This window comes from Bradyrhizobium sp. 197 (assembly GCF_023073375.1).
GTDB lineage: Bacteria > Pseudomonadota > Alphaproteobacteria > Rhizobiales > Xanthobacteraceae > Bradyrhizobium.
The window spans coordinates 187,662-212,642 of record NZ_JADPJJ010000030.1; the positions used below are offsets into that span (position 1 = coordinate 187,662).

18 protein-coding genes are annotated in these 24,981 nt (G+C 65.5%); all 18 read right to left on the minus strand.

Annotation, left to right across the window (positions count from 1 at the left end; all coding sequences use genetic code 11):
- Positions 1–63: 63 nt before the first annotated feature.
- The 18 genes from ligA to ftsL all read right to left on the minus strand — a co-directional run bounded on the left by ligA (position 64) and on the right by ftsL (position 24,978).
- On the minus strand, positions 64–2,211 hold the full coding sequence (gene ligA / locus IVB27_RS07415) for an NAD-dependent DNA ligase LigA (protein ID WP_247442530.1): 2,148 nt from the start codon (positions 2,209–2,211) through the stop codon (positions 64–66).
- A 111-nt stretch (positions 2,212–2,322) separates the two neighbouring features.
- Positions 2,323–3,996 carry a DNA repair protein RecN gene (recN, locus tag IVB27_RS07420; protein ID WP_247442538.1) on the minus strand — a complete coding sequence of 558 codons (1,674 nt, stop codon included), beginning with the start codon at positions 3,994–3,996 and terminating at the stop codon, positions 2,323–2,325.
- 13 nt (positions 3,997–4,009) lie between these two features.
- Positions 4,010–4,900, minus strand: a complete 891-nt coding sequence (bamD, locus tag IVB27_RS07425) for an outer membrane protein assembly factor BamD (protein ID WP_247347720.1) — start codon at positions 4,898–4,900, stop codon at positions 4,010–4,012.
- A 260-nt stretch (positions 4,901–5,160) separates the two neighbouring features.
- The gene (gene lpxC, locus IVB27_RS07430; RefSeq protein WP_247347722.1) at positions 5,161–6,126 is read right to left on the minus strand and encodes a UDP-3-O-acyl-N-acetylglucosamine deacetylase; all 966 of its coding nucleotides are present in this window, start codon (positions 6,124–6,126) and stop codon (positions 5,161–5,163) included.
- A gap of 360 nt (positions 6,127–6,486) precedes the next feature.
- Positions 6,487–8,292: a cell division protein FtsZ gene (gene ftsZ, locus IVB27_RS07435; RefSeq protein WP_247442545.1), complete on the minus strand. Its 1,806-nt coding sequence runs from the start codon at positions 8,290–8,292 to the stop codon at positions 6,487–6,489.
- Between the two features lie 87 nt (positions 8,293–8,379).
- On the minus strand, positions 8,380–9,702 hold the full coding sequence (gene ftsA / locus IVB27_RS07440; RefSeq protein WP_247347727.1) for a cell division protein FtsA: 1,323 nt from the start codon (positions 9,700–9,702) through the stop codon (positions 8,380–8,382).
- Positions 9,699–10,727 (minus strand): cell division protein FtsQ/DivIB, encoded by a 1,029-nt coding sequence (locus IVB27_RS07445; RefSeq protein WP_247347729.1) that lies wholly within the window; start codon positions 10,725–10,727, stop codon positions 9,699–9,701. Before IVB27_RS07445 ends, ftsA begins: the two co-directional genes overlap by 4 nt.
- A 350-nt stretch (positions 10,728–11,077) precedes the next feature.
- Positions 11,078–12,064, minus strand: a complete 987-nt coding sequence (locus tag IVB27_RS07450) for a D-alanine--D-alanine ligase family protein (RefSeq protein WP_247442546.1) — start codon at positions 12,062–12,064, stop codon at positions 11,078–11,080.
- 22 nt (positions 12,065–12,086) lie between these two features.
- Positions 12,087–13,007: a UDP-N-acetylmuramate dehydrogenase gene (gene murB, locus IVB27_RS07455; RefSeq protein WP_247442547.1), complete on the minus strand. Its 921-nt coding sequence runs from the start codon at positions 13,005–13,007 to the stop codon at positions 12,087–12,089.
- 4 nt (positions 13,008–13,011) lie between these two features.
- Positions 13,012–14,415 carry a UDP-N-acetylmuramate--L-alanine ligase gene (murC, locus tag IVB27_RS07460; protein ID WP_247442548.1) on the minus strand — a complete coding sequence of 468 codons (1,404 nt, stop codon included), beginning with the start codon at positions 14,413–14,415 and terminating at the stop codon, positions 13,012–13,014.
- Between the two features lie 123 nt (positions 14,416–14,538).
- Positions 14,539–15,639, minus strand: coding sequence for an undecaprenyldiphospho-muramoylpentapeptide beta-N-acetylglucosaminyltransferase (gene murG, locus IVB27_RS07465; protein ID WP_247442549.1), 1,101 nt, complete (start codon positions 15,637–15,639; stop codon positions 14,539–14,541).
- Positions 15,640–15,805: 166 nt separating this feature from the next.
- Complete coding sequence (gene ftsW, locus IVB27_RS07470) at positions 15,806–16,957, minus strand: putative lipid II flippase FtsW (RefSeq protein ID WP_247442556.1); 1,152 nt, start codon at positions 16,955–16,957, stop codon at positions 15,806–15,808.
- A gap of 245 nt (positions 16,958–17,202) precedes the next feature.
- Positions 17,203–18,603, minus strand: a complete 1,401-nt coding sequence (murD, locus tag IVB27_RS07475; protein ID WP_247442565.1) for a UDP-N-acetylmuramoyl-L-alanine--D-glutamate ligase — start codon at positions 18,601–18,603, stop codon at positions 17,203–17,205.
- 7 nt (positions 18,604–18,610) lie between these two features.
- Positions 18,611–19,714 carry a phospho-N-acetylmuramoyl-pentapeptide-transferase gene (gene mraY, locus IVB27_RS07480; protein ID WP_247347744.1) on the minus strand — a complete coding sequence of 368 codons (1,104 nt, stop codon included), beginning with the start codon at positions 19,712–19,714 and terminating at the stop codon, positions 18,611–18,613.
- A 187-nt stretch (positions 19,715–19,901) separates the two neighbouring features.
- Positions 19,902–21,281 (minus strand): UDP-N-acetylmuramoyl-tripeptide--D-alanyl-D-alanine ligase, encoded by a 1,380-nt coding sequence (locus IVB27_RS07485; protein WP_247442567.1) that lies wholly within the window; start codon positions 21,279–21,281, stop codon positions 19,902–19,904.
- Positions 21,278–22,750, minus strand: coding sequence for a UDP-N-acetylmuramoyl-L-alanyl-D-glutamate--2,6-diaminopimelate ligase (locus IVB27_RS07490; RefSeq protein WP_247442914.1), 1,473 nt, complete (start codon positions 22,748–22,750; stop codon positions 21,278–21,280). The genes IVB27_RS07485 and IVB27_RS07490 overlap by 4 nt, the downstream gene beginning before the upstream one ends.
- Before the next feature lie 84 nt (positions 22,751–22,834).
- Positions 22,835–24,589, minus strand: coding sequence for a peptidoglycan D,D-transpeptidase FtsI family protein (locus IVB27_RS07495; RefSeq protein ID WP_247347748.1), 1,755 nt, complete (start codon positions 24,587–24,589; stop codon positions 22,835–22,837).
- Complete coding sequence (ftsL, locus tag IVB27_RS07500; protein ID WP_247347749.1) at positions 24,586–24,978, minus strand: cell division protein FtsL; 393 nt, start codon at positions 24,976–24,978, stop codon at positions 24,586–24,588. The genes IVB27_RS07495 and ftsL overlap by 4 nt, the downstream gene beginning before the upstream one ends.
- Positions 24,979–24,981 lie beyond the last annotated feature (3 nt).

A 24,981-nucleotide genomic window follows, 5' to 3' on the forward strand; every position in this document is an offset into this window, starting at 1 on the left:
CAGAATCTTTCCGCGTTGACAGTCTGGATTGCTTCGCTTCGCTCGCAATGACGAAAGAAAACCTCACTCCCCGATCAGCGTCAACCACTCGTCCTCGGTCAGCACCTTGACGCCATGCTTGTTAGCTTCCGCGAGCTTCGAACCCGCTCCGGGGCCGGCGACGACGAGATCGGTTTTCTTGGACACTGATCCGGACACCTTTGCACCTAACCGCTCAGCGGTGGCTTTGGCCTCGTCGCGTGTCATCTTCTCCAGCGAGCCCGTGAACACCACGGTCTTGCCGGCGACGGCGGAGTTGCTCTTCGGCTTCTCGGCGTCGATGATCTCGACCTCCTTGGTGAGCCGCTCGACGATGCCGCGATTGTGGCTCTCGCCGAAATAATCGGCGATGCTCTTGATCACGGTCTCGCCGATCTGGTCGAGCGCATCCATCTCGGCCATCGCCTCCTCGTCGCCCTTGGCGACCTTGAGGCTGGCATCGTGGAAGGCGTCCCAGGAGCCGTAGCCGCGCGCCAGCGCCAGCCCTGTGGTCTCGCCGATATGGCGCATGCCGAGCGCGTAGATAAAGCGCTCCAGTGCAATCTTCCGACGGCTCTCGATCGCGCCAAACAGATTTCGCACCGAGGTTTCGCCGTAACCCTCGATGTCCTCCAGCTTGAGTTTTGCGTTGCGTTTCTCCAGCGTGAAGATGTCGGCCGGCTCCTTCACAAAACCCTCGTCGAAGAAGTACTGAAGCTGCTTCTCGCCAAGACCGTCGATGTCGAAGGCGCGGCGCGACACGAACAGCTTCAGATGCTCGATCTTCTGATAGGGGCAGGCGAACTCGCCGGTGCAGCGAGCGCGTGAGCCCTCCTCTCCCGCCGCGGTCTCCTCGCGCGTGACATCGGTGTGCAACGGGCACGGGCACTTCTTCGGAAACTGGAATTCCTTGGCAGCCTTCGGCCGCTTATCGAGAACGACGTCGACCACCTGCGGGATGACGTCGCCGGCGCGCTGGATCACGACGGTATCGCCGATCCTGATGTCGCGGCCCTCGCGCAGCACCTCGCCCTTGTTGCCGATGCCCTTGATGTAGTCCTCGTTATGCAGCGTGACGTTCTGCACGATCACGCCGCCGACGCCGACCGGTTCGAGCTTGCCCACCGGCGTGAACGAGCCGGTGCGGCCAACCTGGATCTCGATGTCGCGCAGCACCGTCATGGCCTGCTCGGCCGGGAATTTGTGCGCGATGCCCCAGCGCGGCGTGCGCGAGACGAAGCCGAGCCGTTCCTGCCAGTCGATGCGATCGACCTTGTAGACGACGCCGTCGATGTCGTAGTCGAGTTTCGCGCGCTGCTCCTCGATCGAATGATGGAAAGCGAGCAGCTCCTCGACGGAGTGACAGAGCCTGGTCAGCGGGTTGGTCTTGAAGCCGCAGCGCTCGAACCAGTGGATCATGCCGCTCTGCGTGCCCTCCGGCATCGCGCTCATCTCGCCCCAGGCATAGGCGAAGAAGCCGAGGGGGCGCGAGGCGGTGATGGTCGGATCCTTCTGCCGGAGCGAGCCCGCGGCCGAGTTGCGCGGATTGGCGAAGATGGTGCTGCCTTCAGCCTTCTGCCGCTCGTTGAGCGCGAGGAAGGCCTTCTTGGTCATGTAGACCTCGCCGCGCACCTCGCAGATTTCGGGGACGTTGCGGCCCTTCAGCCTCTCGGGCACGTCTTCGAGCGTGCGGATGTTGGCGGTGACGTCCTCGCCTACCGCGCCGTCGCCGCGAGTCGCCGCGGTGACGAGTTCACCGCCCTCATAGCGCAGCGACATCGAGAGGCCGTCGATCTTCGGCTCGGCGGAGAAATCGATCTTGTCGTCGTCGAGCTTCAGGAAGCGCACGATCCGGCCGACGAAGTCGCGCAGATCCTCTTCTGCAAAGGCGTTGTCGAGCGACAGCATGGGGACGGCATGCCGCACCTTCTTGAAGCGGCCTGACGGTGCAGCACCGACTTTCTGCGACGGCGAGTCCGCGCTGACGAATTCCGGAAAGCGCTTCTCGATCGCGTTGAAGCGCTGGCGTAGTGCGTCATACTCGGCATCGGTGACGGTGGGCGCGTCGTCCTGGTAGTAGCGTTCGTTATGCCCCTCGATCTCGAGCGCGAGCCGCATGTGCTCGACCTTGGCCTGCGCCTTGGTGAGGTCGGCGACGTCGGGAAGCGGTTTGGATTTTGCTGCTCTGGCCATGGTGCTTGGATACGACGGAGCGGGCGGGAGGGTAAAGGCGGTTACAGTTTCGTACCCCGGACATAACGCTCTGGTCCCGGCTCGCGCTTGCGCGCGTCCGGGACACGGGGCCTACGCCGTCGCCGCCTTGAGCAGCCGGTCGGCGGCCGCCCTCGCCTCGGCCGTGATCTCGGCGCCGGCGAGCATGCGGGCGATTTCCTCGCGGCGGTGATCGGCGGCCAACGCATTGACGCGGGTGGCGACGCGCTTGCCCTTGTCCAGCGCATCCTTGGAGATCAGCAAATGCTGGTCGGCACGGGCGGCGACCTGCGGGGCGTGGGTGACGGCCATCACCTGGACCTTGCCGGCGAGCCGCGCCAGGCGCCCGCCGATGGCGTCCGCGACCGCGCCTCCGACGCCGGTGTCGATCTCATCGAATACCAGGGTCGGCGCCGAGCCGCGGTCGGACAGAACGACCTTGAGCGCCAGCAGGAAGCGCGACAGCTCGCCGCCGGAGGCGACCTTCATCATCGGCCCTGGCTTGGTGCCCGGGTTGGTCTGCACCCAGAACTCGACGCGGTCGAACCCTTGCGGACCCGGCGTGGCCTCGTCGGTCTGGACCTGGGTCATGAACTTTGCGCGTTCGAGCTTGAGGGGCGCGAGTTCGGCATTGACGGCCTTGTTGAGCTTTTCGGACGATTTCTGCCGCGCCATCGACAGTTTCTTGGCGGCGGCAGCATAGCGGGCGTCGGCTTCGATCGCGGCCTGCTCCAGCTTTTTCAGCCGCGAGGCGCCGGCATCGATCAGCACGATTTCCGCGGCATATCTGGCGGCGAGCGCGGCAAGCCCGTCGACCGGCGTCGAATGCTTGCGAGACGCTGCACGCAAGGCGAAGAGTCGCTCCTCGATGCGTTCGAGTTCCGAAGGATCGAAGTCCGTCGCGGCCAAGGCTGCCTGGAGATGCTGGTCGGCCTCTTCCAGCGCGTTGATCGCGATGTCGATCGCCTTCACCGCCGGCTCGACCAGTGCTGGCGAACTGGCGCCGCGGCGCTCCAACCGGCGCACCGCGGCCGACAGGGTCGCGACCGGCGAATGGTGGCCGCCGACCGCTTCCTGCGCTTCGCGCAGGTCGGAGGCGATCTTCTCGCCCTGCATCATGGTCGTGCGGCGGGAAGCCAGCGAGGTCTCCTCGCCGTCCCTGGGCGCGAGCTGCTTCAATTCGTCCGAGGCGTGGCGGAGGTAGTCCGCTTCGCGCGCGGCGCGCTCCATGCCGGCGCGATGTTCCTCCAGCGCGGTGTTGGCGGTGCGACGTGCATCCCAGAGCGCTTCGACCGCCGAGACATCTTTTTCGAGACCGGCGAAGGCGTCGAGCAGGCGGCGGTGGGTGGCGGCGTCGACCAGGGCGCGCTCGTCGTGCTGGCCGTGGATCTCGACCAGGGCGGCGCCGACCGCCTTCAGCGTCTGCACGCTGATCGACTGGTCGTTGATGAAGGCGCGGGTGCGGCCGTCGGCGAACTGGACCCGGCGGAGAATCATCTCGCCGGTATCCTCCAGCCCGTTCTCCGCGAGGATCTTCGCGGCGGGGTGATTTTTGGGGATATCGAACACGGCAGTGACCTGCCCCTGCTCCGCGCCGTGGCGCACGAGGCCGGCGTCGCCGCGGCCGCCGAGCGCCAACGCAAAGGCATCGAGCAGGATGGATTTGCCCGCACCGGTCTCGCCGGTCAAAACCGCGAGGCCCGTTGCGAATTCGATATCGAGCCGTTCGATCAGGACGATGTCACGGATCGACAGACGCGCGAGCATGGAATTCTATTTCCTAGCCGAGGCCCATTTTCTTGAAGGTCTTGCTAATCCAGGACCCCTGATTCTCGCTCGGTTCGAGACCACCGGATTTTACAAGATTATAGGCGTCCTTGTACCAGCGGCTGTCAGGAAAATTGTGCCCGAGCACGGCGGCGGCCGTCTGGGCCTCGCCGACGATGCCGATCGCCATATAGGCCTCGGTCAGGCGGTACAGCGCCTCCTCCACATGGCGGGTGGTCTGGTACTGCGTCACCACGGCCTTGTAGCGGTTGATCGCCGCTGTGTAATCGCGCTTCTGCGCGTAGTAGCGGCCGACATTCATTTCCTTGCCGGCGAGCTGGTCGCGCGCACCCTCGATCTTGGCCTTGGCCGAGGTCGCATATTCGGATGTCGGATATTTGCGCACCACCTCTTCCAGCGAGGCGATCGCCTTCTCGGTGCGGGTCTGGTCGCGGCTGATGTCCGGGATCTGGTCGTAATGCGAGGCGGCGATCAGGTATTGCGCATAGGCCGCATCCGGGCTGCCGGGATGCAGCGTGACGTAGCGGGTGGCCGCGCCGATGCAGCTGTCATAGTCGCCGGCCTGATAGGACGAATAGGCGGACATCAGCAGCGATTTGCGGGCCCAGTCGGAATAAGGATGCTGGCGGTCGACCTCTTCGAACTTCTTGTTCGCCGCCTTCATGTCCTTCTTCTCGTTCATGAGGTACAGGCCCTCATTGTAGATCTTGTCGGCGGGCTCCTCGACGAAGGTGTCGTCCTTGGCGGTGAACTTGTCCCAAAGCGCGCCGGTGCCGCAGCCGCCCAGCGGCAGCGCGAGTACGAAGAAGGTGGCAGCCTTGAGCGATCCACGGACTCGAGACGAGACCTGGAGATATCCGCGCGTCATACGCTGTGCCGACATGAGTATTGCCCTGACGCCCTATGGTGCGGTGTCCGCCAGCCCATGAACCGCGTCATGGGCGCGAAAAGTAGCCGTAGTGCCTGCCATGCGACTACGCCGGTGTAACCGAAAAACGATCTTGAACCAACCGGATAGGCAGGCATTTCGCCCGGATTAAGGCGAACGCGCCGCGATCCTAGCCGATCATCGTTACCAGGAGTTTCCCGGGGTCGGCGGGTACAAGTGGCCGCGACGAGAGGTCCGTCAGGACACGTCTCTCTTCAGGAAACGTCCGGCCCGTAGGCCGCGGCGATCCGGCCGCCGACGATGCCACGACCGACTTCGCCCACGGGACGCGCGGTGGTGCGGCGGGCCGCCTCGCCCTCGACCACCCGCCAGGCGGTCCGGTCGGCGAGCAGCGCGGTCAGGACGGCGTGGTTGAGCTTGTGGCCGCCACGGACCGAGCGATAGGCGCCAAGCAGCGGCAGACCGGCCAGCGCAAGGTCGCCGATCACGTCCAACACCTTGTGGCGGGCGCATTCGTCGGCGTAGCGGAGGCCCTCGGTGTTGAGCAGCCGCTCCTCGTCGAACACGACGGTGTTGTCGAAGGAGGCGCCGAGCGCATAGCCGGCGCTCCAGAGCCGCGCGACGTCGCACATCAGACCGAAAGTCCGGGCCCGGCCGACTTCGCGGCGGAAACGTTCCGGGTTGAGGTCGAAGGCGTAGCTCTGCTGGCCGATGACAGGATTGGTGAAGTCGATCTCGACCTCGGCGCGGAACCCGTTGGCGTAGGGCCTGATCTCGCCGAAGGAATCGCCGACCTTGACCGAGATCGGCTTCAAAACCTGAATGAAGCGGCGCTGTGCCGATTGGGTCACGATGCCGGCCTGATCGATCGCTGCAATGAAGGCCGCGGCGCTGCCGTCCATGATCGGCACTTCCGGCCCGTCGATCTCGATAATGGCGTTGTCGACGCCCATGCCCCGCAGCGCAGCAAGTACATGCTCGGCGGTGGAAACCAGCGGGCCGCTGCGATCGCCGAGGACGGTGGCGAAATCGGTCGCGATCACCTGCTCGGCGGTCGCCTGAACTTCGCGGTCACTTCCCTCGAGCCCTGTGCGGACAAAAATAAAACCCGCGTCGACAGAAGCGGGCCCAAGCGTGAGAGTGACGGGAAGACCGGAATGAACGCCGACGCCTGCCACGGAGGCTTGCGCACGAAGCGTTGTTTGCCGGCTAAATTTCATCAGGAACCGCCCCACTACGACCATCGCGACTTATACTGAACCCGACTGACCGGCCAAGGCCGCCCGCTCCGAATCCGTATCCCCAAGTCACGGCAAACCATAGTCACTGCCTCAAACAGCGCCAACTCACGCTTTTTTACCGATTGTTACCCCAAACCTGCCGTATTCGCGCCAAGGCTTAACCAAATTAGAGCGAAGTTCGGGACCGTTATCGGCAGTTTTACTGAACCATCGAATACGTAATTAATGATTTAAAATCAGCTGCTTGGCGACGCAATCCGGATATATGCCGGACAAAAGGAAAGGTCCCGGCAAGCTTCCCGCCGGGACCTTTTTTCGTCTGCCTTATTGTAACAATCCTCAGGTCGCCTGCCGCCGCAGGAAGGCCGGGATATCAAGATGGTCGTCTCCCTGTGGCGCCGGGGCAACAGGCGCGGGACGGCCATGCATGTCCAGGCCCTGCGGCGCGGGACGGCGGGCATACTCGGACACCGGCTCGCTGGACGCGATTTGCTGCGCCACGGTCTTCTGGGTCCGGCGATCGGGCAGCGGCGGCATCGCGGGACCGGCGGTACGAGCCGCGATCGGTGCTTCGCTCTCCTCGTCGCGACGGCCTAGGCCGACATTGGCGAGGCGCTGGAGCAGCGACAGGCGGGTCTTCTGCGGGGTCTCTTCTTCAAGCTCGCCGCGGGCCTGGCGAAGCTCGGCCTGGGCCGGCATCGGCAGTTCTTCGATTCGCGGCATCCGCGGTGTGCGGACCGGCGCACGCTCCGCCTGCGGCGGGATGAAGGTTTCCGGCGTCATCTGCTCATGCATGGCCATCGGCGCCTGCTCAGGCTCCGGGAACAGCGTGGGCTTCTGCGCGATCGGGCGCACGGTGACGTCGCCATAGGTCTGCATCGGGGCGGGAGCCTGCGGCACGTCCGCAACGGCGGCAGCGATGGCGGCGAGCGCAGCGCGCTCGACGTTCGCACGCGGAGCCATGGGAGCGGCGGCAAACTGGCCCGGTGCGGCGGCCGGGATCTGCGTTTCCAGCTTCTGGGCGCGCTCGGCCATGCGCTGATTGTCGGCGCGCAGCCGCGCGGTCAGATCGGCGAGGCGGCTCTCGGCAACCGCGGCCGGAGCAGCGGGAGCCTGCTGTGCCTGCGGCGCCGCGTTCGCGACGGGAGCGCTGGTGGCCTGGCTGTTGCGGGCGATCGCGGCCTGTTCGATGCCGGTGGCGACGACCGAGACGCGGATCAGGCCGTCGAGCGCTTCGTCGAAGGTTGCGCCGACGATGATGTTGGCGTCCTGGTCGACTTCCTCGCGGATGCGGGTCGCAGCTTCGTCGACCTCGAACAGGGTGAGATCCTTGCCGCCAGTGATGGAGATGAGGAGGCCCTTGGCGCCCTTCATCGAGCTATCGTCGATCAGCGGGTTGGCGATCGCGGCTTCAGCGGCGGTCAGCGCGCGCTTGTCGCCGGAGGCTTCGCCCGTGCCCATCATCGCCTTGCCCATTTCCTTCATCACCGCTCTCACGTCGGCGAAGTCGAGGTTGATCAGGCCTTCCTTGACCATCAGATCGGTGATGCAGGCAACGCCGGAATAGAGCACCTGGTCGGCCATCGCGAAGGCGTCGGCGAAGGTGGTCTTCTCGTTGGCGACCCGGAACAGGTTCTGGTTCGGGATGATCAGGAGCGTATCGACGACCTTGTGCAGCTCGTTGATGCCCGCTTCCGCAGTGCGCATGCGGCGGCCGCCCTCGAAGTGGAAGGGCTTGGTCACGACGCCGACGGTAAGGATGCCCATCTCGCGGGCGATCTTGGCGATCACGGGAGCCGCACCGGTGCCGGTGCCGCCGCCCATGCCGGCGGTGACGAACACCATGTTGGCGCCCGAGAGATGGTCGCGGAGTTCGTCCATCACCTCTTCGGCCGCGGCCGCGCCGACGACCGGCTGCGAGCCTGCGCCCAATCCTTGCGTCGCCGCCGTGCCCATCTGCACGATGCGCTGCGCCTTCGACATCGTCAGCGCCTGCGCGTCGGTGTTGGCGACGACGAAGTCGACGCCCTGAAGGCCCGCCGTGATCATGTTGTTGACGGCGTTACCACCGGCGCCGCCGACGCCGAACACGGTGATGCGGGGCTTCAGTTCGTGAATATCAGGAGCATTGATGCTGATGGTCATGTTTGCCTCTCGATCACGCGCGCGTGGGTTCGCCCCGGCCGACGGCCGCGGGAGTTGGTGAAATTCGAAGATTGCGGAACCGGTTCATCAGAAGCCCTCGCGTAGCCATCGTCCGACCTTTCCAAAATAGCCGCCCGTCCCTGTCTTGACCTGCTGCCGCGTATGCCGCGGTTCGACATGTTCCTGGTGAACATATTGCGGGTAGACGAGAAGTCCGGCGGGCACCGCGAACGCGGCGTTCTTCGCCTCGTTGGGCAGCCGGCCGAAACCGAGCGGACGTCCGACCCGCACGGGCCGGCCGAGAATCTGCGTTCCCAGTTCGACGAGGCCAGTGAGCTGCGAGGCCCCGCCGGAGAGCACGACGCGGCCGTTGGGCTCGGAGGCGAAGGGCGAATCCTTCAGCTTGTCCCGAACCATTTCGAAGACTTCCTCGGCACGGTGCTTGACGATATTGGCGATGGTAGCGCGGGAGACGATCTGCGGCAGATCCTGTTCGTCACCGGCTGTCGGTACAGACATCAGCTCACGCGAATCCGATCCGCCGGTGATGACGGTCCCGTATAACGTCTTGATTCGCTCGGCATCGGCAATGGTCGCGGAGAGTCCGCGCGCCAGATCCATCGTGATATGTTGCCCACCGACCGCAAAACCCGCGGCATGCACGAACCGGCCGCCGGAATAGACCGCGATCGTTGTCGTGCCTGCGCCCATCTCGACGACGGCCGCGCCCAGATCGGCCTCGTCGTCGGTCAGCACCGACAGGCCGGCCACATAGGGGCTCGCCGCCATGGCTTCGACATTGATGTGGCAGCGTTCGACCGCCAGCATCAGGTTGCGCGCCACGGTGGCGTCGCAGGTGACGACGTTCATGTCGACGCCGAACTGATGCGCGACCATGCCGCGGGGATCGCGGATGCCTTTGACGCCGTCGAGCGTGTAGCCGACCGGCAGCGCATGCAGCACCGTGCGGCCTTCGCCGGTGGCGTGGCGCATGCCGGTGGAGGTGACACGGCTGACATCGGCCGGCGTCACGGCGCCACCGCGGATGTCGGCCGCAGCTTCGACCAGTTGGCCGGAGAGCCGGCCGCCGGAGACCGACAGCAACACGGACTCGACCCGCACCTTGGCCATTTTCTCCGCAAGCCCGACGGCCTGGCGCACCGCCTGCTCGCATTCGCCTAGATCGACCACCGCGCCGGCCTTCATGCCGCGCGACTGGATCTGGCTGTAACCGATCAGTTCCACCGCATGGGTCCGATCGCGCAGGGCTTCGCTCGGCGCCGACGGCCTCAGCCGCGCGATCATGCAGGCGATCTTGCTGGTGCCGATGTCGAGGCAGGCGACGAGGCCGCTGCGCTTGTGCGACATCGGGCGTGTCTTCGGCGTCTGGGTGCGATCAAGACCGGTCATGCGGCGTCCCCGGTCTTTTTCTTCTTCTTGTCCTTGAACAAATCTTCGCGCGCTTTGGCGGCGTCCTCGGACAGCTGCACCACGAGCCGATCGGACAGGCGCAGGTCGACGGCGACGATGTCGCGGGAGAACAGCCTGTCCTCCTTGTCGAGCCTGGACAGCATCGCAAGCGCGTTGCCGACGTCCTGCTCGGGCAGCCGGATATCGAGGCCATCCTTGAGCCTCAGGTTCCAGCGCCGCTCGCCGACGAAGATCGCGGCCTTGGTGATCGAATTGACTTGCGGATAGCGCGCCAGCAGCGCGAGGAAATCGCGGGCCTGCGTATCGGCGCCCTTGCCGACCACGAGCGGCAGCGACAGGAACCGGCGCGAGACATAGGCCTCGAGCACGGCGCCGTCATCGGCGATGACGGAAAGCCGGCCGGCCTCCTGCCACAGCGCGAACGCCTTGCGCTCGGTGAGCTCGATCATGAGCTGGCCCGGATAGAGCTTCAGCACGGTCGCATCCGCGATCCAGGGATTGCCCTTGAGCTTGTCGCGCACGGCGTCGGCGTCGAGGAACAGCAGCGATGAGCGGCCGCTGACGCCGCCGATCGCCAGAATCTCATCCTGGCTGAGCTGCTTGCGGCCGTTGATCACGACGGAGGTGATGCGGAAGCCCGCGGAATTGGCCAGCGCGTTGCGGGTGTCGTTGACCGCGGTGATGAAATCCTGGAGATGGCCGCCCTTGACGATACCGAAGCCGCAGCTTCCGATCAGGAGCAGCACCGTCATGCTGATCCCGACCCGGCGCGGCATAAAGCGCTCGACCAGCGCGACCACGCGCGGCGGCGGCTCGCGCTCGACGACGGCTTTGGCCTTGGTCTTGTCCCTGGCGGCCGCGCGGGCGCCGTGAAGTCTTTCCTCGCGCTTGTCCTGCACCCACTCGCGCAGAAGCACGACCGCTCCGATAGCGGCCGCCTTCAGGTCAGCTTGGGGCCTCAGCGATCTGAAAAGCGACCGAGTGAGGCTTCCTGCTCCATCCATTGCACGAGCTCGTCAACAGTTTGCCCGCGACATCGCGCGGGTCCTGGCGAATATGACGTCTCGGACTTGCCGGGCCGGGTGCTGGTCTTCAGCAGAAGAAAACCTCTCCCCTTCAGAGCGTTCGCTGGAGGTGACAACACCCGCAACGGTCCACGCGCCGGCAGCCAAAGCGTCATATGCGCCGCCAGCGTTAACCTTCGGACGTCCTGGTAAACAAAAGGTAAAGTTCGTTAACGACGAGAGCTTTTTGCCCAGGCCGGTGAGGCATTTATGCCGCAATGTCCGGCATTTTACCGGTTTTGGGTTCCAAAACCGACCGTTTCGCCACTTCGGCCGTTAACCAATCCTAATTATTTTCGCACACCGGGCACGGCGAGTTCGACCAGACCGCGCAGGAAGTCGACGAATTCGATGCCCTCGGCCTTCAGCGCCTTGGGATAGAGCGATGACTTGGTCAGGCCCGGCAGCGTATTGGTTTCGAGATAGACCAGGCCCTTGTCCGAGACGATGAAGTCCGAACGGGAATAGCCGGTACAGGACATCGCCCGGTGCGCCAGCATCGACTGCTGCTTCAATGCGGCGGTGATCTCCGCCGTGAAGCGGCCGGGGCAGATCTCCTGGGTCGACTTCAAGAGATATTTCGCGGCGTAGTCGAAGCTACCCTCGCCCGGAATGATCTCGATCGGCGGCAGCGCGATGATCGACCCGTCCGGCCGCTCCAGCACGCCGCAGGTCGCCTCGACGCCGGCGATGTAGGGTTCGATCACGTATTCTTCGTGCTTCGCCGCGTTGCGGACGGCGACGAGATCCTGCTTGGCGTTGACGAAGATCAGGCCGTAGCTCGAGCCATCCTTCGCGGGCTTTGCGATCAGCCGGCCGTATTCGGCGAACGCCTCGTCGATCTCGTCCAGCGCAACGTTAGCCGGCGGCGTCACGCCGCCGAGCGCGGCGAAATGCTTGGCCGCGATCTTGTCGAAGGCAAGATGCGAGGAGGCCGAGCCCGAGCCGGTGAAGGCCACGCCGCGCGCCTCGCACATCACCTGCAATTCGCCGTTCTCGGCACGCCCGCCATGCAGGCCGAGCACCAGCACGCGACCTTCGGCCTTGGCCTGGTCGAGCGCCTGCGCCAGCGGAATGCCTGATGTACCCGGCTTGAACTCGTCCTCGAACGGGCGGGCATGTACGAGCAGCTGCTTGGACTGCACGACATGCACCTTGTCCTCGACGTCCCACCACCAGAGATCGGCCTCGGGCAGCGCCTGATGCAGCGCCTGGGCTGACGCGACCGAAACCAGACGTTCGCGGTTGGAGCCGCCGAAGAGGATGGTGATGCGCATGTTCTCTCGTCGCTTGTCCAAATTAGCCGGGAATTCCGATCCGCTTGATTTCCCAGTGTAGCTCAATTCCGGAATTTGCCTTCACCCGTTCACGCACGGTCTCGCCCAGCGTCTCGATGTCGTGCGCGGTGGCGTCACCCGTGTTGATCAGGAAATTGCAGTGCATCTCGGAGACCTTAGCCCCGCCGACGCGCAAACCGCGGCAGCCGGCGGCATCGACCAGCTTCCAGGCGGAATGGCCTTGCGGATTCTTGAAGGTCGAACCGCCGGTCTTTTCGCGGATCGGTTGCGCGGTCTCGCGATGGGACTGCACCTCCGCCATGCGCGCGCGGATCGCCTCGGCATCCCTGATCTCGCCGCGGAAACCCCCGGAGGTGAAGATGATGGAGGGATCGACGCCGCTGTTGCGGTAGACGAACTTCATGTCGGCATTGGAGAAGACGTGCTTCGTGCCGTCGCGCCCGACGCCTCGCGCCTCGATCAACACGTCCTTGGTCTCACCGCCATTGGCGCCCGCATTCATGCGCAGCGCCCCGCCGATCGTGCCGGGAATGCCGAAGTAGAATTCGAGCCCGCCGATATTGGCGGAAGCGGCGACTTCCGCCACGCGCTTGTCGAGCGCGGCGGCTCCAGCTGTGACGACATCGCCACTCGCGCTCGCCTCGCCAAAGGCGCGCGGCGTCAGCCGGATCACCACGCCCGCTATGCCGCCGTCGCGCACGATCAGGTTGGAGCCGACGCCGACGACGTAGACGGGAATGTCGCTTGCGAGATGAGCGAGGAAATAAGCGAGATCGTCCTCGTCCGCCGGCGTGAACAGCACCTGCGCGGGACCGCCGACGCGAAACCAGGTGAGCTCGGCGAGCGACTGGTTCGCGAGCAGCCGGCCGCGAAGTTTCGGCATCGCGGCTTTGAGAGTGGGGGTGATGTCGGGAAAGCTCACTGCCCTACCCCAGCGCCTTCAATTCGCCGGGAAGCGCATACGCCCATTGCGTGATGTTGCCGGCGCCCAGGCACACGACGAGATCGCCCGGCTTTGCGATTGCCTTGATGATGCCCGCAAGCTCCGGCGCCGCCGGCAGCGGAATCACCTCGCGGTGGCCGTGCGCACGAAGGCCTGAGACGAAATGGTCGCGGTCGATGCCTTCGATCGGCGTCTCGCCTGCGGCATAGACCTCGGCGACGATCACCGCATCCGCATCATTGAAGCAGGTGCAGAATTCCTCGAACAGCGACTCCAGGCGGGTGTAGCGATGCGGCTGCACCACGGCGACGACCTTGCCGTTGGTGGACTCCCGCGCGGCCTTCAGCACCGCGGCGATCTCGACCGGATGATGGCCGTAATCGTCGATCACGGTGACGCCGTTCCACTCGCCGGTCTTGGTGAAGCGGCGCTTGACGCCGCCGAAGCCGGCGATCGCCTTGCGGATCGCCTCGTCCGACACGCCGAGCTCGCGCGCGACCGCAATCGCGGCCGTCGCGTTGGAGGCGTTGTGGCGTCCCGGCATCGGCAGCATGAGATCGGCGATCTCGTGCACGCGGCCGGTCTTGCGATCGCGGAACGCGACCTTGAACTTCGATCCGCCGCCCATCGGGGTCAGATCGAGGAAACGCACGTCGGCCTGCGGATTCTCGCCATAGGTGATGATGCGGCGGTCCTCGATCTTGCCGACCAGGGTTTGCACCACGGGATGGTCGATGCACATCACGGCAAAGCCGTAGAACGGCAGGTTCTCGACGAAGTTTCGGAACGCGTCCTGCACGGCCTCGAAGGTCTTGAAGTGATCGAGATGCTCGGGATCGACATTGGTGACGATCGCGACCTCGGTCGGCAGCTTCAGGAATGTGCCGTCGCTCTCGTCGGCTTCGACCACCATCCAGTCGCCCGCACCGAGACGCGCGTTGGAGCCGTAGGCGTTGATGATGCCGCCGTTGATCACGGTGGGATCGAGGCCTCCGGCGTCGAGCAGCGTCGCGACCATCGTGGTCGTCGTGGTCTTGCCGTGGGTGCCGGCGATGGCGACACAGCTCTTCAGCCGCATCAGCTCGGCCAGCATCTCGGCGCGGCGCACCACGGGGATGCGCCGTTCGCGCGCCGCCATCAGTTCCGGATTGTCGCGCTTGATCGCGGTGGAGACCACGACGACCTCGGCGCCGTCGACGTTCTCCGTCTTGTGGCCGACCGAGACCTTCGCGCCGTTCTTGCGCAGACGGTCGAGATTGTAATTGTCGGACGCGTCCGAGCCCTGCACGAAATAGCCGAGATTGAGCAGCACTTCGGCGATGCCGCTCATGCCGATCCCGCCGATCCCGACGAAGTGGATGGGTCCGATCTCGCGCGGCAGTCTCATGCGTTGTTCCCTGACCTTGCCGCCCTGCAAGAGCGGCTCTGGCGATGGTCACGGCCAAATCAGCCGCGGGCCTTTCCTACTGGATGCCCCGCTTTAGAAGGCGAAGACAAGGGCTTTTTCGCGTCAGATTCCCGCAACTTTGACCACAAGATCCGCCAGCCGCTCGGCCGCGTCGAGCCGGCCGGCGCTGCGGGCGGCCTCGGCCATGGCGGCAAGACGCGCGGGCTCGGCGGCAAAGGCGGAGATCTCGGCGGCGAGGCGATCGGAGGAAAACTCGGTCTGCAGGATGCGGATCGCGCCATCGACCTTGGCCAGCACGCCGGCATTGGCGAACTGGTCCTGGTCGATTGCGCCGGGCAGCGGCACGAGGATCGAGGGCCGCCCGATCGCGGCGAGTTCGGCCACGGTGCCGGCACCGGAGCGCGACACCACCAGATGGTTGGAGGCGAGCCTTGCCGGCAGATCTGTGAAGAACGGCGCAAGCTCGGTATTGATCTTGAGCTTGTCGTAGACCGCGCGCACGCGCGCCATGTCCTCGTCGCGCACCTGCTGGGTGAGAACGAGCCGGCTCCACAACGCAGGCTCGAGGCGCTCGATCGCGCCAGGCACGATGTCGGCCATGATGCGTGCACCCTGGCTGCCGCCGACGACGAGCAGGCGCAGCGGGCCGTTCACTTCAGGCGCAGCATATGGCACGTCGGCTGCGGCGAGGATTGCCGGTCGCATCGGCGTTCCGACGGTCGTGGTCTTGCCGGATAGCGCCCGATCGCGGTCGAGTACGCCGGGCAACGACGTCGCGATGGCGCGGACGCGGCTCGACAGGAACCGGTTGGCGCGGCCGAGCACCGCATTGGCGTCATGGATGATGCCGGGCACGCCGGCGAATTTTGCCGCGACCAGCGGTGGGAGCGTCGGATAGCCGCCGAAGCCGACGACGGCGACCGGCTTCAATCGCTTGATCAGGCCGTAGGCGGACAGCGTGCCGGCGGCGAGCGTCAGGCCGGCATAGGCGAGCTGCAGCGGATTGCGGCCGCGCGCGGTCTCGCTCGATACGACGTCGATCATGTCCTTGGTGAACAGCCCGCTGTAGCGCAGCGCGCGCTCGTCGGTAACGAGGCGGACACGGAAGCCGCGCCGGATCAATTCGACGCCGAGCGCCTCGGCCGGAAACAGATGGCCGCCGGTGCCGCCCGCGGCGAGAAGAATCAGGGGGGATTTGTCCATGGTGGGGGAGTTTTACAGTGTCTCCCTCGTTATTGCGAGCGAGCCGGCCAGACTGCCTGATCCTCATCCTGAGGAGCGCATCTTCGCGCGTCTCGAAGGATGCAGGCCCGGCCGGTGGCCTCGCCCTTCGAGACGCCGCGCGTAGCGCGGCTCCTCAGGGTGAGGGTCACGCGTAGCTGCGCATCGCCTCGGCGTGGCCGCTTGCCTCGACCTCCGTGCGCGAGCGCAGCCGCGTCAGCGCCAGCATCATGCCGACGCCATAGGCCAGCGACACGATCGAGGAGCCGCCATAGGAGATGAACGGCAGCGTCATGCCCTTGGCGGGGATGAGCTGGAGGTTGACCGACATGTTAATCGCCGCCTGCACGCCGAACAGGATCGCAAGACCCGAGGCCGCAAAGCGCGAGAACATGTCCTCGTTGGCATAGGCGCGCGACAACGTGCGGATGACGACGAAGGCGAACAGCGCCAGCATGGCGAGGCACAGGATGATGCCGAACTCTTCGGCGGCGACCGCGAACACGAAGTCTGTGTGGCTGTCCGGCAGGCTGCGCTTGGCGATGCCCTCGCCCGGTCCGAGCCCGAACCAGCCGCCGTTGTAGAAGGCTTCCATCGCGGTATCGACCTGGAAGGTGTCGCCGGAGGCCGGATTCATGAAGCGCTTGATGCGGCCGGCGACGTGGGGGACGAACAGGTAGGCACTGAACAGTCCGGCCGCTCCGAGCCCGGCAAGGCCGAACACCCAGATCATCCGCATGCCCGCGATGAAGAACAGCGAGCCCCACACCATCAGGATCAGCATGGTCTGGCCGAAGTCCGGCTCCATCACCAGGAGCGACACCAGCATCAAGAGCAGCACCAGCGCCATCGAGGTCGCCGGCATTTCCGGGCGCTTGGTCGATTCCGCGAACAGCCAGGCCGCGATGACGACGAAGGATGGCTTGGCAACTTCAGAGGCCTGGATATTGACGCCGAGCAGCGTGATCCAGCGCCGCGAGCCCTTGACCTCAGGGCCGATCGCGAGCGTCAGCACGATCAGGATGATGCTGACGGTGAAGATGATCAGCGCGCTGCGGCGGATCGCGCGCGGCGACAGGAAGGAGACCCCGAGCAGCACGATGCAGGACGGCACCAGGAACAGCACGTGACGGCTGAAGAAGTGGAAGGGATCGAGCCCGATGCGGGTCGCAACCGGCGGGCTCGCCGCCAGCGACAGGATCACGCCGGTCAGCATCAGCGCCAGGATGGCGCCCATCAGCGGCTTGTCGACGGTCCACCACCACTCGGAAAAGGGGGTGCGTTCTTCACGGGAGAGCATGGCGGCCGCTTTCGGACAGAGGTCGGTCCATTGGTCGCCGAGGTTGGTTTACGGGGGGTTAATGAGATCGATGAACTTGTGGAGAGTCACGTGCCCCGGACGCTACGCAGCGCCATAAGCGCGTTTACGCGCGTCTTCGACACGCTATGGCGGTGCGCTGCAGAGCCGGGGTCTATTGCGGCTTCTCGGCCCCGGCTCTGCGGAGCGTCACTTCGTGTCGCACCGCGTCCGGGACACGGGAGCTCCTACACCACCGGCTTCACACCCGGCAGCGCCTGCACCAATTCGCGGAACCTGGTGCCGCGGATTTCGAAGTTGCGGTACTGATCGAAGGACGCGCAGGCGGGTGACAGCAGGACGACCGCGTCAGTGATGCCCGACATCTCCGCATCGCGCGCGGCATGCTCGACTGCGACGTCGAGAGTCTGGCTGATCTCGTGCGCCACTTGCGTGCCGAGCGTGCCGGAAAACTCCGGTGCGGCCTCGCCGATCAGATAGGCCTTGCGGATGCGCGGGAAGTAGCCGGTGAGCCCAGTGATGCCGCCCGCCTTCGGCTTGCCGCCGGCGATCCAGAAGATATCGCCGAAGGACGACAGCGCATGTGCGGTGGCGTCCGCGTTGGTGCCCTTGGAGTCGTTGACGAACAGCACGTTGCCGCGGCGGCCGACCTGCTCCATGCGATGTGCCAAGCCGGGAAAGCTGCGCAGGCCGTTCTGAAGCACATCGAGGCTGATGCCCATCGCGAGCGCGGCTGCGGCAGCACACGCCGCGTTCTGCGCATTGTGCAGGCCGCGCAGCGAGCCGATGCCACCAAGTCTGGCAACCTCGCTGCGGGCGCCGCCCGAATTGCGCACGATGGTGCCGTGCTCGACATGGATGCCGCTCGCCAACGGGTTCTTGACGGAAATGCGCTCCACCTTCTTGCCTGCGCGATCGAGCCGGTCGGCGATGTCGCGGCAAAACCCGTCGTCGACACCGACGATCGCGGTGCCGCCGCCCTGCACACCAGCAACGAGGCGTTCCTTCACCGCGGCGTAATGCGCGATGGTGCCGTGACGGTCGATATGGTCCTCGCTGACATTGAGCAAAATGCCGATGGAGGAATCGAGCGAGGGCGTGAGGTCGATCTGGTAGGACGACATCTCGATGACGTGGACGCGGCCCATGCGCGGCGGCTCAAGCGACAGGATCGCCGTGCCGATATTGCCGCCCATCTGGGTGTCGTAGCCGGCAACTTTCGTCAGGTGCGCGATCAGCGCCGTGGTGGTCGACTTGCCGTTGGTGCCGGTGATGGCGACGAACGGCGCGTCCGGCGCGTGCCGCCGCCGCTCGCGGCAGAACAGCTCGATGTCGCCGATCACCTCGACGCCCACCTCGCGCGCCTTCAGCACGCTCCAATGCGGCACCGGATGTGTCAGCGGCACGCCGGGCGCGAGCACCAGCGCCGCGAAATTCGCCCAGGAGACGTTTCGCAAATCAGCCGTGATGAAGCCCGCCTGCGCGGCCTTGGCGACGTTCTCGGCACTGTCGTCGGCGGCGATCACCTCGGCGCCGCCCGCTTTCAACGCGTGACAGGACGCGAGCCCCGAGCCGCCGAGGCCGAACACTGCGACCGTCTTGCCGGCAAAGGACGTCACGGGGATCATCGACCGGTCACCGCAGCTTCAAGGTCGACAAGCCCGCCAGCGCCAGCATCACCGAGATGATCCAGAAGCGGATCACGATCTGCGGCTCGGTCCAGCCGAGCTGCTCGAAATGGTGATGGATCGGCGCCATCCGGAAGATGCGTTTTCCGGTCATCTTGAACGACACCACCTGCACGATGACGGAGACCGCCTCCAGCACGAACAGGCCGCCGATCACCGCGAGCACGATCTCGTGCTTCACCGCCACCGCGATCGCACCCAGCATGCCGCCGAGCGCAAGCGAGCCGGTGTCGCCCATGAAGATCGAGGCCGGCGGCGCGTTGAACCAGAGGAAGCCGAGGCCGGCGCCCAGCAGCGCGCCGCAGAGCACCGCGAGTTCGCCGGTACCGGCGACATATTTGATCTGGAGATAATCGGCGAACACCGCGTTGCCGGCGAGATAGGCGATCATCGCAAAGCTCGCGGTCGCGATCATCACAGGCACGATGGCAAGGCCGTCGAGACCGTCGGTGAGGTTCACCGCGTTACCGGCGCCGACGATGACGAAGGCACCGAACACGATGAAGAACCAGCCGAAATGCAGCACGGTGTCCTTCAGGAAAGGAATCGTCAGCGCGGTCGACGCGGGATCGCGGTTCAGCCGCACCAGCGCATAGCAGGCGACCAGCGCGATGGCCGCCTCGATCAGCAGGCGAAGCTTGCTGCCGAAGCCCGTCGTGGTCTGCTTGGTCACCTTGAGATAATCGTCATAGAATCCGACGAAGCCGAAGCCGAGCGTCACTGCCAGCACGATCCAGACGTAGGGGTTGAGCGGATTGGCCCACAACACGGTGCCGACCGTGAGGCCGGACAGGATCATCAGCCCGCCCATGGTGGGCGTGCCTTTCTTGGCGAGATGCGATTGCGGGCCATCGGCCCGGATCGGCTGGCCCTTGCCCTGGCGGAGGCGCAGATGGTCGATGATCCAGGGCCCGAACAGGAACACGAACAGCGCGCCGGTGACGACCGCGCCGCCGGTGCGGAAGGTGATGTAGCGGAAGACGTTCAGGAAGGTGCGAACGGCACCGAAGCCCGGAAATGTGTTGGAGAGCTCGATCAGCCAGTAAAACATTCAGACGGTCCTATGGCGCTTTTCGCACGCGTTTTTGGCCGTGGTTATGGCCGTGTTCTTGGTATTGGACTCGACGTGCCTCACGCGCATTCGCTGGTCTTCATCATGGGGTCGGGCGACCTCTCAAGAAAACGGACGGTTTCGCGCCGCAAAGGGTGGGATTCGGGAGCAGCGCCTTCCAAGCAGTTTACGCCTTTGCCTGCAAGGCGGCCACTAGGCCCGGCACAAACTTGTTGACCCAGAACATCTTCTTGCTCCCCTTGACAACCACGACATCGCCTGCCCTCAGCAGATTTGCGACCTCGCCCGGCTTCAGCGTGACGGGATCGTCGTGCCAGCCGAGACCCTTGCCGGCGGGGAGCACCTCGAAGAGGTGACGCATCAAGGGCCCGACGCAATAGACGCCGTCGATGCCGTCGAGATGCTTGGCGAGGTCGGTGTGATAGCCCGGCGCGCCGTCGCCCAGTTCCAGCATGTCGCCGAGCACCGCAATGCGGCGGCCGCTTGTCATGTTGCGCGCCTGGAGGCTTTGCAGCGCAGCAGCAACGCTGGCCGGGTTGCCGTTGAAACTGTCGTCGATCACGGTGACGCCGCCGACCGCCTGCTCGACGCCGCGGCCGGTCATGATGCCGACGCGGTCGAGCTTGGTCGCAAGCGTCGCCGCATCGAGGTTCGCCGCACGAATCGAAGCAAGCGCGGCCAGCGCATTTTGCACGCGGTGCGGCGCGCCCGGCGTCAGGCTGAAGGCGATCTCCTTCTTGCCGAGCGCGGCCACGACCTGCCAGCTGTCGCCATGCGGCGCGTGCGCGACCTCGTGCACTTCGGCTTTCTCGCCGAAGCGTGCGACCTTGCCCTTCCAGTCCGGCGCCTTGATCCCGGCGGGCAGCACCAGCACGCCGTCCGAGGACAGACCGAGGGCGATCGACACCTTCTCGCGGCGGATGGCTTCGAGCGAGCCGAGCTTCTCGAGATGCACCGGCTGGACGTTGACGACGAGCGCAACCGTCGGCCGCGTCAGTTCGCTGAGCCGCGCGATCTCGCCGGTCTGGTTCATGCCCATCTCGACGACCCAGAGACTGGCATCGGGCCGCGCATTGCACAGCGTCAGCGGCACGCCCCAGAAATTGTTGAAGCTCGCCGGGCTGGCATAGGCGCCGGGATAGGCGGCCAGAAACTCCTTGGTGCTGGTCTTGCCGGCGCTGCCGGTGAGCCCGATCACCGGCCCTTTGAAGCGTGCGCGTGCGGCACGCGCAAGACCCCAGAGACCGTCGATCAGCGTGTCCTTGACGACGATCTGGGGAATGCGGATGCCGGCGATCTGGTACGGCACGATCATCGCGACCGCGCCGGAAGCTTCCGCCTTGTCCGCGAACTCCCAACCATCACGCGCGCTGGCGAAGGCCGAGATGAAGCCGCCACTCGGCGTGCCACTCAGCGCGACGAACAGGCTGCCCGGTTTCACCAGCCGGCTGTCCTGGGTGACGACATCGATCGGCGTGTCCGGGAATGATCCGGCAGCGCCCAGCGCATGTGCCACTTCAGCCACCGTCCATATTGGCGCGCTCATGGAATCCTCGACGCTAATGCGGCGGCGACCGCCTCGTGATCACTGAAGGGCAAAATCTCTCCGCCGACGATCTGCCCGGTCTCGTGTCCCTTGCCGGCGATGAGCAGCGCATCGCCCTCTTCCAATTCCTCGATCGCAATGCGGATCGCCGCGGCGCGGTCGCCGATTTCGCGCGCGCCCTTGGCGGCCGCGAGGATCTCGGCGCGGATGGCCTCCGGCTTCTCGCTGCGCGGATTGTCGTCGGTGACGATGATTCCGTCCGCGTTGTCAGCCGCGATCTCGCCCATGATCGGACGCTTGCCGGCATCGCGGTCGCCGCCGGCGCCGAACACGACGATCAGCCTGCGCCTGGCGTAGGGACGCAACGCCTGCAGCGCCTTCGCCAGCGCATCGGGCTTGTGCGCGTAATCGACAAAGATCGGCGCGCCATTGCGTTCGCCGACGCGCTCCAACCGACCCTTGGCGCCTTCGAGATGCTCCAGGCTTGCAAACACATTTGCGGCGTCGCTGCCGGTGCCGATGGCAAGGCCGGCCGACACCAGCGCGTTCTCGATCTGGAATTCGCCGACCAGCGGCAGCCGGATCGCATAGCGACTGCCGCGATGCTCGAGCGCGAGCATTTGCGAAAACCCTTCGACTTCGGCACCGGCGAGACGAATGCCCTCGCCTGCCCCGTCGCCGTTGCGACCGACCGCCATCACGCGCAAGCCGCGCGACTTTGCCGCGTCGATCGCCTCCGCCGAGCAATCATGATCGGCCGAAATCACAGCCGCGCCTCCAGGCTGAACCAGCTCGCGGAACAGGCGCAGCTTGGCCGCGAGGTAATGCGCGACAGTCGGATGATAATCCATGTGGTCGCGCGAGAGATTGGTGAAGCCGCCGGCGGAAACGCGCACGCCGTCGAGGCGATACTGATCGAGCCCGTGCGAGGACGCCTCGAAGGCGAGATGCGTGACCGCCTCGCGCGCGATCTCGTCGAGCTGCCGGTGCAGCGCGATGGGATCGGGCGTCGTCAGCGAGCCGTAGACGGTGCGCTTGGGTGAAACGAGGCCGATGGTGCCGATGCTGGCGGAGGCGTGCCCGAGCCGTTCCCAGATCTGGCGCGTGAACGCCGCGACCGAGGTCTTGCCGCTGGTGCCGGTCACCGCGGCGATGGTCGCGGGCTGCGCGGGGAAGAATCTTGCCGCGGCCAGCGCCAGCGCGCGGCGCGGATTGGCGACCGCGACGAACGGCACCTTGCTGGCCGCCGGCGCATGGTCGCCGACGACCGCCACCGCACCTGCGGCAATCGCGGCATCGATGAAGCGCGCACCGTCGGTCTTGCTGCCCGCAAGTGCGAAGAAGAGATCGCCCGGCTTGACCACGCGGCTGTCGAGGGCAACGCCGTTCACATCGAGCGCCGCGACAGCGGGCTCGAGTGCGGCATCATTGCCCAGAACATCCTGACCTAGGAGGTCGCGCAGCTTCATGGTCTTCCAGTCGACATGCCGCACCGGAGCGCCGAATCTTCAGAGAAATCCCGACTCAGCGGCGGCAACGGCCCACCCGGTTGATTACTGGGTTGTCCTGGATGCTGCAAGAATAAGGCGCTCGGACGGCGGCAGGTCGAACCGCGGCTCGATGCCCAGAAGCGGCGCGATCCGCTCGATCACCTTGCCGCCGGTCGGCACCGCGTTCCAACCGGAGGTGATGAAACCCTTCGTTTCAGGAATCGCCTGCGGCTCGTCGAGCATGATCAGGATCTGATATTTCGGATCGTCGCAGGGCATGATCGCGGTGAAGGAGTTGAGCACGCGCTTCTTGGCATAGCGGCCGTTGATGACCTTTTCGGACGTGCCGGTCTTGCCGCCGACATAGTAACCCTTGACGTCGGCGGTCTTGGCGGTGCCGATTTCGGCATTGAGCCGCATCAGGAACCGCATCTTGTCGCTGGTGTCCTGCTTGATCACGCGTTTCGCCATCGCCGCCGCTTCGGACTCCGTGCGCTTCATGAAGGTCGGCGGAATCAAATAGCCGCCGTTCACCAGCGCGTTGATGCCCATCACCGCCTGCAGTGGCGCCACCGACATGCCCTGGCCGAACGCGATGGTGACCGTGTTCAGCTCGCCCCAGCGGCGCGGTATCAGCGGAGCCGCGCTCTCCGGCAGCTCGGTGCGCAGCCGGGTCAACTGGCCCATCTTGGCGAGGAACGCCTTGTGCGCCTCGACGCCCTGGCCGAGCGCGATCCGCGCGGCACCGATGTTGGACGAGAACGTGAACACTTCCTTGGTGTTGATGAAACGTCCGAGCGAATGGCTGTCATGGATGGTGAACTTGCCGTAGTGCAGGTTTCCCCGTGCATCCCACATCGAGTTCAAATTGATCTTGCCGGAATCGAGCGCCATCGCCAGCGTGAACGCCTTGAAGGTCGAGCCCATCTCGTAGACGCCGGTGGTCAGGCGATTGATGCGGTCGGGGTCGTGCGCTTCCTTCGGATTGTTGGGATCGAAGTCCGGAAGGGAGACCATCGCCACGATCTCGCCGGTCTTGACGTTGGAGACGATGCCGGAGGCGGCCTTGGTGTGGTACTTCTCCTTGGCCTTCAGGAGCTCGTCGCGCAGGGCGTGCTCGACGCGCAGATCGACCGAGAGCTCGATCGGCTTTTGCAGCCGGTCGGTGGCAAAACCTGCGCGGTGGAGATCGGCCAGCCCTTGATTGTCGAGCCACTTCTCCATGCCGGCGATGCCCTGGTTGTCGATGTTGACGAGACCGATGAGGTGGGCGACCTCGTTGCCGGTCGGATAGACGCGCTTGTTCTCGCGCAGGAAACCGATGCCGGGAATGCCGAGCTTGTGGATGTCCTGCTGCTGCTTCGCCGTGATCTCGCGCTTGAGCCAGACGAAGCCCTTGCGCGACGACAGGCGCTCGCGAACCTCGACCTCGTCGAGATCGGGCACGGTGGCGGTCAGGAGCTCGATCGCCTCATCCTTGTCGATGATGCGGCGCGGCTCGCCGAACAGGCTCGACGCTTTGACGTCGGTCGCGAGGATCGCGCCGTTGCGATCGATGATGTCGGGCCGCGCGGTCGCGACCACCTCCTGCGCCGCGGCGCGGCGCGCGCCGTGAGCGTCGGCGCCGATCGCGAACATCACGAGCCGGCCGCCGATGAGGGCGTAGACCGCGACGAAGGCGAGCATCGCCAGGCCGACGCGCGCGCGTGCCTTCGCGGCGCGATCGACGTTGCGCCCATAAAGCAGGCTGCGGATCAGCCGCTGCCGCCAGGGCTCAGTCGGCTTTGCTGCAGGTTTGGCCGGGGTCACAGCACTCATTGCTTGTCCTCGGGCTGAGGCACGGAACCCGTCACCGTGTCGGGATCGCTCGCGGCTTCGATGGTGTTGAGCATGGCGCCGATCGGATCCGGCTCGCCCGGCCTGAACATCCGCGGCGGACGCTCGGGCAGGTTCTTCAGTGAATCGTACTGCGTGCCGTTGACCGGCTTGAGCTGCAGATGCCGGTCCGACAGGCCTTGCAGGCGCAGGGGCGCGTCGAGCTTGGCCCATTCGGAGCGGAGCGCCGCGATGGCGTCGCGCTGCTCGCGAATTTCGGCATGCAGCCGCAGCACCTTTTCGGTGCGCGCCGTGGAGTCCATCTTGATCCGGTAGACATAGGCCGCCGCAAAGACCAGCGCGCCGATGACGAGGAGGTGGATGAAGCGCATGCG